The following is a 13,645-nucleotide window of genomic DNA, read 5'->3' as shown; positions in this document are numbered from 1 at the left end:
GGAATCACCATGAACTTTGCTTTCTTGTTCAGTGGAACAATTAGCACCAACGGACAAATGATTTTACTTACAGTATTCTTACTAGCAGCCGGAGCAAATGCAGGCAAGTTCGGAATGGACAGATACGCAATGCCTTACCTTAAAGGCCTTTTTGCTAAAAAACTAGGTAAAAAAGAAGTTAAAACAACAATTGAGGCTTAATTCTTATATGGTTAAAGCTTACACCAATATTGGTGTAAGCTTTTCCTATTACATACTCGAAACCAACTCAAACAATCTGTATCATTTTTTGTTTTACATTGGATTTAAGCTCTAATCACCTCTAGTGGGCTAGATGTTAAAATTAACCACAAGAATTTAATTAACCCTAAATAGGAACAGGCATAGCGAATGGATAAAGCCTGTTCCTTTTCTCATATGTGGTAAATCCCTTCAAAAAATTAAAAGGGATTTGTTGCCCATTGTAACGACTGTTTGATGAATATACGTGGATGAAGTTTGAGCTGTGCCACCATATACTCGGCTAAATCTTCTGGTTGCATAAATTTCTCCCTATCTTGTTCATCAAGCTTGTCCCCGAACGCTAATTCTGTAGCCACTAGACTTGGATTTAATGTAAACACCCGTATGTTATTACGGCGGACTTCCTGCATAAGTGCCTCAGTCATCCCTTGAATAGCAAACTTCGACGCACTATATGAAGTGGATCCCGCCGTCCCCTTCAGACCGCTACTAGAAGAGATGTTAATTATGTCACCTTGGTTTTTAGCAATCATTTGGGGAAGAACTGCACGAGTAACGTGATATGTGCCAAATACATTAACTTCAAACGTATGCTTCCAGTCTGCTGGATCTGTTTCTAAAAATGAACCGCGCAAACCAATACCCGCATTATTGATAAGAATATCCGCTATGCCTAGGTTCTTTTGTAATGTTTCAATTGCTTGCTCTACTTCTTCCATACTTGAAATATCTGCAACAGCTATACTAGCTTTCACACCTAGGGACTTAGCTTCTTCTGCCACTTCAAGTAGTTTAATTTCTGATCGAGCGATTAGTCCGACGTTGACTCCTTCTTTTGCTAATTCAAGAACAGTAGATCGCCCGATACCACTACTTGCACCTGTAATATATGCTATTTTCCCCTTAATATCTTGCCCCATTGTACTCACCCTTTCTATTCATTCCTAGTTTAATTGTAAAGTTTCAAAAAGAAATATTCCAGAGAAACGGTCAGTTAAGCCGGTAAGCCAACCCCAATAAAACATAGAGATCACTTGTTGATGATCTTCGTATAAATAATGCGTAAATCCATACCCTATTGTTGTCTAGGAGGTGGATTCATATGCCAAACAATAACAAAAAGAATAAAACTGCTGAAAACATCAAAGACACTGCTGGTGCTGCATTTCACACTGTTCATAGTGCATTAGAGACAACTGAAGATGCTGCAATGGGCGCTGTAGATGCAACTGCTGACGCTGTTGAAAATGTCACAAACAATGCAGATAACAAAAACAATAAGAAGAATAAATAAGGAAAACGCCATTTAATTGGCGTTTTTTTAGTGGTGTTTGTATGAGGCTCTTGAAGTTTTTTAGTACAACCATATATAATAAAGGTTATTTTCTCTGTTAACACAATAATAGATCCCTAGAAATTATTTTGAATCATTTTACTGTATCGCTCACTTTGTGCAAAGACATCTGCACATGATTTTCATTCCCTTCATCTTCCTCTTGTTACATGTCAATATAAATCATCATTGTTCATTAAGTTGTCAAAACTTTGTTTCTTAATTGTGAAGTGTTGAACAATTGTGTTATCCATACTTTTTAAACATGTTATTATACAAATATAGAAAGACAGCAGTAAGCATTTTTAAACAACTTAATGTGAAATGTTGAACATAAAAAAACCGAATTGGAGTGGATGAACATGACTGAATTATTAAGAAAAAATAACGTGGTAGCTGGTATTTTAGCAATTATTCGTATTTATCTTGGTTACTCTTGGATCACTGGTGGGTGGGGTAAAATAACTGGTGGAAGCTTTGATGCAACAGGCTTCTTACACGGCGCTATCGCAAAATCTACTGGAGAGCATCCAGCCGTCCAAAGCTGGTGGGCAGCATTTTTAGAAAACGTTGCTTTACCAAACGCAAGTCTATTCACTTTCCTCGTTATGTGGGGTGAAGTACTTGTTGGGATTGCATTAATTCTTGGGTTATTCACTAACTTTGCAGCACTTATGGGTATCACCATGAATTTCGCTTTCGTATTCAGCGGTACAGTCAGCACTAACGGACAAATGATTTTACTAACAGTACTTTTACTAGTTGCAGGAGCAAATGCTGGGAAATTTGGTCTAGACAGATATGTAATGCCCTACCTAAAAACATTCATTAACAAAAAACAATCAAATAGTATCGAAAAAGTTGTAGAAGTATAATTTTACTTTTCTCAATAAATCTAGCCAGTATTTATGACAATAAGATACTGGCTAGATATATATTAAATATGAATCTCCCCTCAAAGTCATTGTATATCACTCAAGATTTTTGCAAACTTAAGCTAATTAACTATTGTTTTTTCTTTCTCTAGCCGCTTTTTTCCTAGCTTTTTTACTTTGTGTAATTCCAAATTCTGTATCAAATGATGCTTTTGTTTCTCCATTTCCCTGTTGATTTTGATTTTTCTTATTGCCCATCCCTTTCCCTCCTTTCTAATTAAATTACACTCCTGACAGAACGAATAAAATATAAGAATAACTAAACCTATTCTTATACTGCATTTATTACTGGAAATTATTCTCATAAAGTAAATACCTCTCAATATTTACTTGAAAAATTGTTAAGTTGTTAATGTACCCGCATAAGAACGGACTACAAAAAAATCTAGCCAATTAGCTAGATCCTCAGTTTTACATCTTCTCTTATTAATTCTATTATTTCATCCGATAAATTTGCTGGAACAGATGTATCATTTTCAAAAGCCCATGCATTGACTATTTCTAAATCAGCTTTATTAAATGTAATACTAAAATCTTGATTATTGTGAGTGAAATCAGCTGTTACCGATTCCTCCCTTTGAAAATCCTCATCAATAATCATGTTCGTAATTTGATATGACCTCATCATTTCATCTCCTAGAAAAGTATTCTATCTAAATAGAATTCACATTTGATTACTATTTATTCTGTTTTACAATTCATAGGAAGAGAAATCTCTTCACCTAACTACTTGATTGTCCATAAACAAACCGTGCCAATTATCTTGGCACGGTTTGTTCCTGAAATCACTTTCCATCAACAACATCTTTTAGAATTTCATACGATCGTTTTTGCTTGTCGGTATCATATATATAAGATACCGACATAATTTCGTCTACATTATATTTTTCTTGAAAGTTCGTCAACTGATTTCGCACTGAATCCTTATCTCCCATGATCGTCACACTAGACATCGATGAAGCCACTTCTTTCTCAGGCGGACTCCAAATTTTATCCATGCTTTCAACTGGAGGACTTAACGGATTTTGAGAACCACGTACAACATTCAGGAAAAATTGTTGCATTGTTGTCAATTCAAATTGTGCCTCTTCATCACTTTCAGCTGCTATCACATTAAGGCATACCATCATATACGGCGAGTCCAAGTATTCAGACGGCTGAAAACGATTACGATAAATGGAAATCGCCTCCTCCATGTATTTTGGTGCAAAGTGAGAAGCAAAGACATACGGCAAACCTAATTTGGCTGCCAAAACAGCTGAATCCGTTGAAGAACCCAGGATATAAATTGGTATATTCGTGCCCATACCTGGATGAGCCTTTATCCGACCTTGATGCTCCTCTGGCCCGAAATAGGTAAGTAAGGATTGAACATCCTCAGGAAATGTATAGACAGAATCATTTTGAGATCTTCTTAATGCACTTGCGGTCAACATATCTGTACCAGGTGCCCGGCCTAGACCCAAATCCAAACGGTCGGGATAAATGGTTGCCATCGTACCAAATTGTTCAGCTACCACTAAAGGCGCATGGTTAGGTAGCATTATTCCACCGGACCCTACACGTATTTGTTTCGTATGTTCTAAGGTGTGTTTAATCAACATGGATGTAGCTGAACTGACTAATGTCGGTGTATTATGATGCTCTGCAATCCAATATCGTGTGTACCCCATTTTCTCAGTTGCTTGCGCTAAATCCACCATGTCATCAATAGCTTCCTTAGCTCCTTGACCTTGACGAATAGGGGCAAGATTTAGAACCGACAAAGGGATATTTATATTTGTCATTTAAATTTTCCTTTCTTAGTGAGGCTTCATTTCTATAGTATCAATTAAGATGACGGAACCATACTTAAATGCTTATTTGGCAACTAGGCCCTAGTTTAATACTTTCCCTTAGGTCAAATACTTACTACCTTCTCGGATACTGAGCTTTTGTAATTCATGTCCCGCTATAAATTGTCTAACCGAATCTGGATTGGTTTTAGAATATTCTCTTAGACTCCAGCCAATAGCTTTTTGAATGAAAAATTCTTTACTTCCCGCATGTTGTTAATATATCTATATAAGAGTTCTTGATCCGTCTCAGTCTTGTATTTTAGTTGAAAAAGAATTGCCGATCTTTGAAGCCACAGATCATCACTATAAGCCCAGTTTTCAATTGTAGAAGCAATTACTTCTGGATATTTCTTTGCGATTATTCCTACCGGTTTTTGAGCAAGCATATCGACCGTATCCCACCATGTTTTTGTTATAATTAGCTTTTCCATCAGGGATAGGTCTTCTGCACCGAGGTTTTTTAAAAATTTACCGATATAATCAAGTGCAGCATGATGATACTCTCGCTCTTCTTTTTCCCATAAAGATAGAACAAAATCAGTTTGAAATGGTTCGTTTAAAATAGCACTTTCTTGGAAAAAGCGCTTCATTAATTCCACCCTTAAAGGTGTTTTTATACCTAAAAACGGGAATTTCCCTTTCATATAATTCTTCATGGGCACAGCGTTTTCCTCATTACGATTTGCTTCAAATAATGATTGTAAATAGCTTAGTTTATTCAACATTCTCGCTCCCTCGATCATGGATTTTCTCAATCAAAGTTCAAATACTATATTGCGAATCTCATTTTTTCTATAAAAGATTGCCTTAATAGACAATAGTTTATTTGGTGTTTTTTTGATATAATCGTTTAGGATTATTTTTTCTAAATGAGATGGGGAATTATTTTGCAAATAAATAAAGAATACAACTATGTACCCTGGGTCGTTGGGCTATCAATTGCAATCAATGTTATCGTAGTAGCCCTATTATTCCTACCAGAAATCAACAGTGGAACAAGCTTTGACATCAAACTGTTGCCATTGCTTAATGCTATATTCAACTCGTTTACTTTCGTGTTTTTACTAGCAGCACTATTTATGATTCTACGGAAAAACATCACTTGGCATAAACGTTTCATCCTAGCTGCCTTCACTACGACAGCTTTATTTCTAATTTCTTATTTAACTTATCATTCTATGTCTTCATCTACCTCATATGGGGGAGAGGGGATCTTACGAACTGTCTACTACTTCATTCTTATCACTCACATCGTTCTTGCGGCTGCAATCGTACCATTGGCATTACTAACGTTATTCCGCGGATTGGCGATGAAAGTGGACAAACATCGTAAAATTGCTAGATGGACAATGCCTATCTGGTTGTATGTAAGCATGACAGGTGTAATCGTCTACTTGATGATTTCTCCCTATTACTAGGGTAAAGTTTAGTAGCTCTTAATGTTATAACTTTGTACCAATTACCAAAGGCCAAATCAATTATGATTCAGCCTTTGGTTACACTTAACTCCATGGTGATCTATGATATTTAATAAATAAAACTTCTCTACGTAGCCTAACCTAATATACCAACCAAATTTTTTATGTTTGTTAACTAAAAAGGAAATCGCCGTAGATTGACGATCTCCTTAGCAAAATTTAAATAATTTCCTCTAGACTACTTCATTTAGTATCAAACCCAACTAGTGGGACGACCGCATTTTCTGGTACTCCACCTTCTCGCTCCATCAAATGATTAACAGTAAGACTATTTTTCTCTGGATGAAGAACCTCTGCATCAACAACATTCCCAATAACAATCAAGAAATCTCGGTTATCTATAATCTGTGCGACCTCACAATCGAAATATGCTTGTGAGTTTTTCAATATTGGACAACCAGTTTTTTTATAAATGAACTCATCTTCACCCATCGACGTTATATCCTGATCTCCTGCAAAAAACCGATCCATTAAAGACTCCTGATCTTCAGCAGTCATGCTAAGTGCAAACTTCCCTCCACGTTTGACAATAACTGCACCCTCCATCTCCTTAGGGAAACAGACAAGCATTTGTGGTGGCTCATGTGAACATTGAGTTACCCAACAACCATTATGGAAATGAGTTCTGTTCTCATCCTTAGTAGATATAAAAAATCCACCACGTAGTCGTTTATTATAAACCTCTTCCACTTGATCCAATTTTGATTTTGTATCCAATCAAACACACCTCCAATGAATTTCTTCAATATTATCGCAGACAAAGTTATTTTAATAATAAGTTGCTTGCATAATTAATCAAAAGATTCTCCTAGATCTAAAACAGTTACGTAAGTGTTGCCTTCATATCCCAGGAAGTACCATTTACACCTACTTTGACAAAGCCCATTTTTTTATATAACCGAAGAGCCGGATTGCTAGGATCTACGCTTAATGAAAGTGATTTGACACCGGTAGCTTTTGTACTATTTAATAGAGTACTCAGTAGTAAAGTTCCAATCCCTTGACCTCTATAATTTGGTAGAATTGCCATACTTAGTACAGGAGTTTCAGAATCGATATAACCATAGGTTGGAGAAGATTCATCAAATACACGAATCCAGATTGCTCCAACAGGGGTTGTCTCTGAATCATATGCGATAAAAGCTTTATCTCCCTTTCTGCCCCAGTCATCTAGATACTTTTTAATAACAGGGTGGTTTAAAACCTCACGCGACGGCCGTTCTTGACCTTCTTGAACATAAATTGCCTGATAAAGCATCTCCCATAAGAAGGAAATGTCATTTTTTGTACCTAGTCTTATTTTGTATTCTACCAATGCCATACCTCCTTTTTCAGTGTAATTATTATCCCTACAAATCTATTGAAAAGAAGTGCTCATGCTTTTATGAACTCTTCTCCATTGATTTGTCTATGCTTTTGAGTCTATTCGCTTTTATTTTCATCAATACTTGCCAATTCATGAATACCAAACTACATAAGACCAATACAAATCCTATTAAAAAGGTAAAGCTAAAAGGTTCATTTAGTACAAGTACACCTAAAAGAACAGATACAAAAGGAATTAAAAAAGTAACAAATGAACCAAACACTGCACCACCAGAAGATACTAGTCTATAAAAAATTACATAACCTAGTCCTGAACTAAATCCACCTAGGATAAGTAACGGGAAAAATATGGTCGGTTCAATTATTTTTAAAACCACTCCAGGTTCAACAATTAGCATTCCCACACCATTTAAAATAACTGCTATTAACAAGGTATAAAAACCTAGTACAAAAGGGGACAGATTCCTAAAATACCTTGAAGTTAATACCGAATTCGAACCATAGCAAAGAGTTACAGATAACATTAACAATATACCAATTGGACTGAAATCGGCAGAAAATAGAGACTCTAAGAAAAGTATAATTACTGCAAAAAATCCTAATAGTAGACTAATTATCTGGGTAACTAGTGGTCTTACTCTATAAATAAGTATTGTTAATATAAATGTAAATATAGCTGCAAATGAATTCATAACACCACTTACAGATGTATGTAAACTAAGTAAGGCAAATGATACCATTAACCATGGAATGGCCGCTCCTAAACTCATAACACCAACAAATTTAAAGGTAATTGGACGCTTTATAGATATTTTAAGCTTAATTAAAAAGGGGATAATGAAAAGCAAACCAAACAAACATCTAAAAAATACGAGGCTAATCGGATGTAATTGCTCTAACAATAGCTTTGTCCACAGAAATGCAGAACCCCATAGTAAGCTTAATAAAATTAGTAACAAATTGTTCATAAATTTACCTTCTTCTTTTAAAGGATTTTAAAAGGCGAGGGACTTAGTCGTGTTGTTTCCCTACAGTCCATTATAACTCATAGTTGCTTGTACAGTCGGAATTTCTTGGGTCACCGAGACTGATAGATAATTGCCTCTCGTCATCTATGTCCCCATTACACATATGCAAATTAATAATTAGCAGGAAAGTATTCCCTTCATTTTTAAAATCGTCAAGACGAATTAGCATTTTTCACCAATTTGTCAAAAGTTTGTTTCCTAATTGTGAAGTATTGAACAAATGTGTTTTTTATACTTTTTAAACATGTTATTATACAAATATAGAAAGACAACAAACAAGAATTATTGAAACACTATATGTGAAATATTGAACAACCAAAAAATAATTGGGAGTGGATGAACATGTTTGAATTATTAAGAAGAAATACTATTGTAGCTGGAGTGTTAGCAATTATTCGTATCTATCTTGGTTATGCTTGGATCACTGGTGGTTGGGGAAAAATAACTGGTGGAGAATTTGATGCAACAGGATTCTTACACGGAGCTATTGGAAAAGCAACTGGCGAGCATCCAGCCGTTCAAGGTTGGTGGGCAGCATTCTTAGAAACAGTAGCACTACCAAATGCCGGTCTATTCACTTTCCTTGTTATGTGGGGAGAACTTCTTGTAGGTATCGCATTAGTTTTTGGTCTATTTACCAACTTTGCAGCACTAATGGGGATCACCATGAACTTTGCTTTCTTATTCAGTGGAACAATCAGCACTAATGGACAAATGATTCTACTTACAGCATTCCTACTAGCTGCTGGAGCAAATGCAGGGAAGTTCGGATTAGACAGATATGCAATGCCTTACCTAAAAGGTCTTGTTGCTAGAAAGCTAGGAAAAGAAGAAGTAAAAACAACCGTTGAGGTTTAATTACTAACTAATATAAAAGAAATTTAAACATTTATTGCAAATTGCACCGTATTATTACGGTGCTTTTTCTTTACCCATTTATCTTACCGGAACATTATTAATAATTAATAGTGTAATTGTAATTGGTACTGATAATGTATAGGCTAATAACGGTCGTGTAAAGTGGAGCCGTAACATCGGGAACATCATCATGTTAAACAATACGGAATATGTTAAAGTCCAACCATTGAAGTGTTGGACAGCACTAATTATCAGTAGTCCACCCTCAATTGATGAGTACAAAATAATCCAAAATCCGATCCACAAAATTACGTTTCTACGCTCTTTTGGGTAACAGCCAAGATAAATTAACGGAGTACAAGCGAAACATATCTGTGCAAGTATTTTCACAACTGAAAAGCTATCAAAAGGAAAAACTGGGACATGAATCCAAAGTGGGTAATGAAAATTGGTTAGATAACCATACAACATATCATTATATAAAAAATAAAGGATGGTTGAATGGTATAATTTCCAATTTCTCCAGTCACCCCAACGCCATGTAGCAAAAATGAAAGCAACAACAAGTAAGATAAAGATCATGTAAAAGACACCTAATTTACGTAATTTAATAAGTTTATAATCCCCTTAATTACCAATTTAATCCCAATTGAAATATTTTGGACAATATAAATCTTGAATTTTATAAGATTGCTCTTCACCTCTATTTGTTGAAATAGAATATTCTTATTTCCCTCTTTTTTTCTATGCGTAAGTCCAAACGTTTTAAAGATGACTAACATATAATTTACTATGTCATAATTGGAGGTGTTTGAATGAGTGCAGTTGCAGGCTATGCTGGCGGCGGTTTCGCTTTGATTGTAGTTCTGTTTATCCTATTGATAATTGTAGGGTCTTCAGGATACTTCACACCGACCTACTAATGATTGAAATAGCAGTGCAAGGTCTAAGACTTTGCACTGCTATATTTTTTTAAGATAACACTGTTATTGTCATGCTCATGCCGAATTTAAAAAGACTACAACAATGATTGCAGTCTTTTTCTCATTACTATCGAAGATGCTGTTTAATATTTCCCAAATAATAGGGTCAAGGCAGCATTTGGTCGAATATTAAAGATTAAAATTAAACCCTCTCCATCACCTTATCGATTGCACCATAATTCTTTGCTTCTATTGCTGTCAGAAAAAAATCTCGATCTGTATCCCTATCTACTTTTTCCAACGGTTGACCTGTGCGTTCCGAAATGATTTTATTAATCACTTTTCTCGTTTTCAGAATATGATCAGCGTGTATTTTAATGTCGGTCGCTTGGCCCCTAGTTCCTCCTAATGGCTGATGTAACATTACTTCCGCATTTGGTAAAGCGAAGCGTTTACCTTTTTCTCCAGCTATAAGTAAGAAAGCACCCATCGAAGCCGCTATCCCAATACAAATAGTAGATACATTGGGCTTAATAAACTGCATCGTATCATAAATAGCCATACCTGAAGTAATCGAGCCCCCAGGTGAATTTATATACAGGTTAATATCCTTTTCGGGGTCCTCTGCAGCCAAAAATAACATCTGGGCCACAACAGAATTGGCAACAGCATCATCAATTTCGTTACCCAACATAATAATTCGATCCTTTAATAAGCGTGAATATATATCATAGGTCCGTTCTCCACGGTTTGACTGCTCCACTACATACGGGACAAACTGAGACATGTCTATTCTCCTTTCTATACCGAAAGTGGCAATTGGGTCTTCATCCCTTCACCTTGCAATAACAGTGTTGATAATTCAGACTGATAAAAAGGGACGAACACCTTTTTCCCATCTTTGGTATGAAAAGTGACCACTACATAGGAAGTACCACATCCACCTATAGAGGTTAGTGCTTTTGGTATATCATAAACTTGATCAAATCCACTTGCAGCCATCTGTGGTTGTTTAACTTCCTTTTGATAAAGAGTGACAATCCTAGTCGAATTCCCATCTTGCAAGGCGGTCACATAAGTGATTGCTTCTTCATTTCCGAGAATATAATCGTCGCTTTCCTGAACGTTCGATAATTGGATCTTTTTTCTTGCACGATGTAGACTTGCCTTCACTGAACCTTCACTTTCAACAATCATTTTCCCTGACTCTTTTGCTGAATAACAAAATCCATCTACCAGAATTAAAGTAACACGCTGTTTCGGTGTAAGTTCTTTTAGCAGAATCTCTACAATCCGGAAAATTCTGTCCTGACTGGACTCAACTACTTGTTCAAATAACGACATATCTTGCTTCATGTCCTCTTCTGGTTTGCGTTTCCGATAATGATCAATCCACGTGTTGGAAGCAATACGAAACAAATAAGCTTTTGTAATTTCATTTGGTCTGTTCAACCAACTTTTATACGCCTTGATTAGTGTCTCTTGCATTAAGTCTTCTCCATCCCATTTGGTTTTTCCTAAGGATAGACAATACCTTTTTAATTGTTGCAGGTATTTATTTACTTCCCTTTCAAATTCAACACTTACATCAGTAGGGGTTTGTTTAAGAAGCGGCCGCATGCTTTTCCTCCTCTGTTTTAACCTTTCACTTATATAAACGAAAAAACAATACAAAAAGATACGCATATTAGATATTTTTTTCAAAGGAAATTAAAAACCACAGTATTCAGTTTTTCAATTCTTATTATGTAAAATAGCTAAAACAGTTTGGAATTGAAGCGTGGCCGGGACAAGGTGCCTGTCCCTTTGTCCCTATTTATTGCCTAAATTTTCTAACAATCATTGTAAACCAATAACTAATGTATGCTATTACTATATCAATTACGAATATGTAAAATTGATTCATACCTTTATTAAATTCTAATAATCCCAAACGGACTTCAATGGTCGCAAACCCAAAAGCGAATATGGCAGACAAAATCAAAGTATACAAATAAAAATTTTTCTTGTTATTTGTGCAATATTGGTATAAAAGCAAGAAACCTACTGGAAGTGCAGATGCAGTCATATTTAATGCATATGGCAATACAGGTGTCAAAAAATAGGTATGTATAAAAAAACTATATCTTTCTAATACAATGTCTGCATATGTCCAGATTACATGTACAGTATAACCAAAGAAAAATATTTCGAAAATTCTTTTTTGGTCTATAGTAAAACAAAGCAGGATTAGAGGTAACACTAATAATGATACAACTACCCAAAATTGCCACGATTCTAAATTGGAGTATTGACTCCAGTACGAAGATATTAACGAGTTTAATTCCTCTGTCTTTTCAGAGATTTGATTCCAATAGTCTCTGTATTCCATTAGGCAACCTCCCATACCGCTCTATGGTGCATCCAGAAAAAGTATCAAAGGTATCTTGTGGAATATCTATGCAATTTATTCTTAGATTAATAAAGTAACTTTTTTGTCATAGCTTCGATAATCAAACTTAAAATGTCTCATTATTTTTCATTTTTCTTTTTTAACAGTTTAATGATTGCTTCGTTTTGTTCATTTGTTTTCTTTAGCCTTCCATCTATAGAGGATAGAATGAAAGTGATAAGAACAATAAAGACACATATTGCTATAAAAATTAACATATGATTCCCACCTTTTCTTCATAAATCTATAAAGGAATTTTTAAAAGTATTACACTAAAGTTTTTGTTGTTTATCTACAATTCACTATAGTAAATGTAATTGTTATTCAGATAAACTAATTAAGAACTCTTAACTAATAATAACATTATATTCCAATTATAATTTTAAACTAATTAAATTTATTAGACTAAAAAAAGACTAGTTGGGCGTAATTTAATAAAGATTAATGACACCAAATAAAAACAGACCGGATGGTTTATTTGCTCACCCGGTCTGTATGATTACTGCCTTTTTTTAGTTTTTTTATTAAAGTGCTTCTCGTTTGTTGTTAGTGGTTCATTTGCAAATTCATGATCAAATTTCTTGGATAGTTCACCTTTAATCGCTTGTTCATCGCTTGGTCCAGCATTTAATTTTTTGTTTTTAATATCTTTTCCCATTATGAGCACCTCCACAAAATTATTTTGACCAGATTTAACCCAACTATCCAATCCTGAAGAAATTGATATCTAATTACAGAGGGCTTTAAACAAACGGTATCCAAAGTTTTTGCGGTTAAATTTCCCGTATCATTATTTATTAGTTTGGAAACTATAAAGTTAGGAGGGATTATGATGGCACAGCAATTCTTATCGGTTGAAGAATTTAATCAATTGTTGCAAGAGTGGAATGGAGAAAAAATAAAAATTTCAAAGCACGAGCTTGAGGATGATGACAGCACCATGATGGAGTTAAATTCTTTTTCTTTTTCCAGAGACACGAGAAGGATCGATGATTACGAACCCCTTCACGCTTTACATTTAAAAGGTCCCGGAGAAATTCAAACGGATGAAAATGAACTTCAACCTCTTCCGTCATCCTATTACGAAATACCTCTCGAAGATTCAACTCTATACCAATACGATGAAACAAAGTTTTCATTAATCACTGATAGAGGTACTTATACCATAGAGATAGCTCCGGATACTTAAAAGGACAGGCACCTAAGGTGTCTGTCCTTTTAAGTTATTGCCATCTTCCTCTTACTTTACCAA

General features: G+C 35.1%; 19 protein-coding genes and 2 pseudogenes. 7 read left to right on the top strand and 14 right to left on the bottom strand.

Annotation, left to right across the window (positions count from 1 at the left end; all coding sequences use genetic code 11):
• Positions 1–201: pseudogene (locus tag GH741_RS21705) on the top strand (Crp/Fnr family transcriptional regulator); the annotation flags it as partial.
• 239 nt (positions 202–440) lie between these two features.
• Here the strand turns inward: GH741_RS21705 and GH741_RS20610 are convergent.
• Complete coding sequence (locus GH741_RS20610; protein WP_153738643.1) at positions 441–1,163, bottom strand: 3-ketoacyl-ACP reductase; 723 nt, start codon at positions 1,161–1,163, stop codon at positions 441–443.
• Between the two features lie 182 nt (positions 1,164–1,345).
• On the opposite strand from GH741_RS20610, the gene GH741_RS20605 reads away from it, so the two are divergent.
• Positions 1,346–1,537: a hypothetical protein gene (locus GH741_RS20605; protein WP_205677360.1), complete on the top strand. Its 192-nt coding sequence runs from the start codon at positions 1,346–1,348 to the stop codon at positions 1,535–1,537.
• A gap of 401 nt (positions 1,538–1,938) precedes the next feature.
• The gene (locus tag GH741_RS20600; protein WP_153738641.1) at positions 1,939–2,451 is read left to right on the top strand and encodes a DoxX family protein; all 513 of its coding nucleotides are present in this window, start codon (positions 1,939–1,941) and stop codon (positions 2,449–2,451) included.
• A 126-nt stretch (positions 2,452–2,577) separates the two neighbouring features.
• Here the strand turns inward: GH741_RS20600 and GH741_RS22200 are convergent, their stop codons facing one another.
• From GH741_RS22200 to GH741_RS20585, 4 genes and pseudogenes are all read right to left on the bottom strand, one after another.
• On the bottom strand, positions 2,578–2,709 hold the full coding sequence (locus GH741_RS22200; RefSeq protein WP_276608253.1) for a hypothetical protein: 132 nt from the start codon (positions 2,707–2,709) through the stop codon (positions 2,578–2,580).
• Between the two features lie 199 nt (positions 2,710–2,908).
• Positions 2,909–3,136, bottom strand: a complete 228-nt coding sequence (locus GH741_RS20595; RefSeq protein WP_153738640.1) for a hypothetical protein — start codon at positions 3,134–3,136, stop codon at positions 2,909–2,911.
• A gap of 160 nt (positions 3,137–3,296) precedes the next feature.
• A complete protein-coding gene (locus GH741_RS20590) occupies positions 3,297–4,298 on the bottom strand; it encodes an LLM class flavin-dependent oxidoreductase (RefSeq protein WP_153738639.1) in 1,002 nt (333 codons plus the stop codon).
• A 108-nt stretch (positions 4,299–4,406) separates the two neighbouring features.
• Positions 4,407–4,993 (bottom strand): annotated as a pseudogene (locus tag GH741_RS20585) (DNA alkylation repair protein).
• Positions 4,994–5,218: 225 nt separating this feature from the next.
• Here GH741_RS20585 and GH741_RS20580 point away from each other — a divergent pair.
• Positions 5,219–5,767 (top strand): DUF420 domain-containing protein, encoded by a 549-nt coding sequence (locus tag GH741_RS20580; protein WP_170287678.1) that lies wholly within the window; start codon positions 5,219–5,221, stop codon positions 5,765–5,767.
• 243 nt (positions 5,768–6,010) lie between these two features.
• Here the strand turns inward: GH741_RS20580 and GH741_RS20575 are convergent, their stop codons facing one another.
• From GH741_RS20575 to GH741_RS20565, 3 genes are all read right to left on the bottom strand, one after another.
• Positions 6,011–6,544: a flavin reductase family protein gene (locus GH741_RS20575; protein WP_153738638.1), complete on the bottom strand. Its 534-nt coding sequence runs from the start codon at positions 6,542–6,544 to the stop codon at positions 6,011–6,013.
• 106 nt (positions 6,545–6,650) lie between these two features.
• Complete coding sequence (locus GH741_RS20570) at positions 6,651–7,142, bottom strand: GNAT family N-acetyltransferase (protein ID WP_240795581.1); 492 nt, start codon at positions 7,140–7,142, stop codon at positions 6,651–6,653.
• A 67-nt stretch (positions 7,143–7,209) separates the two neighbouring features.
• Positions 7,210–8,121: a DMT family transporter gene (locus GH741_RS20565; RefSeq protein ID WP_153738636.1), complete on the bottom strand. Its 912-nt coding sequence runs from the start codon at positions 8,119–8,121 to the stop codon at positions 7,210–7,212.
• Positions 8,122–8,523: 402 nt separating this feature from the next.
• On the opposite strand from GH741_RS20565, the gene GH741_RS20560 reads away from it, so the two are divergent.
• Positions 8,524–9,039: a DoxX family protein gene (locus GH741_RS20560; protein ID WP_153738635.1), complete on the top strand. Its 516-nt coding sequence runs from the start codon at positions 8,524–8,526 to the stop codon at positions 9,037–9,039.
• Positions 9,040–9,117: 78 nt separating this feature from the next.
• Here GH741_RS20560 and GH741_RS20555 read toward each other — a convergent pair whose 3' ends face one another.
• On the bottom strand, positions 9,118–9,621 hold the full coding sequence (locus GH741_RS20555; protein WP_153738634.1) for a hypothetical protein: 504 nt from the start codon (positions 9,619–9,621) through the stop codon (positions 9,118–9,120).
• Between the two features lie 233 nt (positions 9,622–9,854).
• Here GH741_RS20555 and GH741_RS20550 point away from each other — a divergent pair, with 233 nt between their 5' ends.
• On the top strand, positions 9,855–9,962 hold the full coding sequence (locus GH741_RS20550) for a YjcZ family sporulation protein (protein ID WP_153738073.1): 108 nt from the start codon (positions 9,855–9,857) through the stop codon (positions 9,960–9,962).
• Positions 9,963–10,164: 202 nt separating this feature from the next.
• Here GH741_RS20550 and clpP read toward each other — a convergent pair whose 3' ends face one another.
• From clpP to sspO, 5 genes are all read right to left on the bottom strand, one after another.
• Positions 10,165–10,749 carry an ATP-dependent Clp endopeptidase proteolytic subunit ClpP gene (clpP, locus tag GH741_RS20545; RefSeq protein ID WP_153738633.1) on the bottom strand — a complete coding sequence of 195 codons (585 nt, stop codon included), beginning with the start codon at positions 10,747–10,749 and terminating at the stop codon, positions 10,165–10,167.
• 14 nt (positions 10,750–10,763) lie between these two features.
• Positions 10,764–11,582 carry an RNA polymerase sigma factor gene (locus GH741_RS20540; protein WP_170287677.1) on the bottom strand — a complete coding sequence of 273 codons (819 nt, stop codon included), beginning with the start codon at positions 11,580–11,582 and terminating at the stop codon, positions 10,764–10,766.
• 196 nt (positions 11,583–11,778) lie between these two features.
• On the bottom strand, positions 11,779–12,333 hold the full coding sequence (locus GH741_RS20535) for a hypothetical protein (protein ID WP_153738631.1): 555 nt from the start codon (positions 12,331–12,333) through the stop codon (positions 11,779–11,781).
• 140 nt (positions 12,334–12,473) lie between these two features.
• The gene (locus GH741_RS20530; RefSeq protein ID WP_153738630.1) at positions 12,474–12,611 is read right to left on the bottom strand and encodes a hypothetical protein; all 138 of its coding nucleotides are present in this window, start codon (positions 12,609–12,611) and stop codon (positions 12,474–12,476) included.
• Between the two features lie 281 nt (positions 12,612–12,892).
• Positions 12,893–13,051 (bottom strand): small acid-soluble spore protein O, encoded by a 159-nt coding sequence (gene sspO, locus GH741_RS20525; protein ID WP_153738629.1) that lies wholly within the window; start codon positions 13,049–13,051, stop codon positions 12,893–12,895.
• 174 nt (positions 13,052–13,225) lie between these two features.
• On the opposite strand from sspO, the gene ymzB reads away from it, so the two are divergent.
• Positions 13,226–13,582, top strand: a complete 357-nt coding sequence (gene ymzB, locus GH741_RS20520; RefSeq protein WP_153738628.1) for a protein YmzB — start codon at positions 13,226–13,228, stop codon at positions 13,580–13,582.
• Positions 13,583–13,645 lie beyond the last annotated feature (63 nt).

Origin of the sequence: Aquibacillus halophilus (assembly GCF_009649745.1) — a bacterium.
GTDB lineage: Bacteria > Bacillota > Bacilli > Bacillales > Amphibacillaceae > Aquibacillus > Aquibacillus halophilus.
Note: the sequence above shows the minus strand (reverse complement) of the source record. Positions and strands in the feature narration are given on the sequence as shown.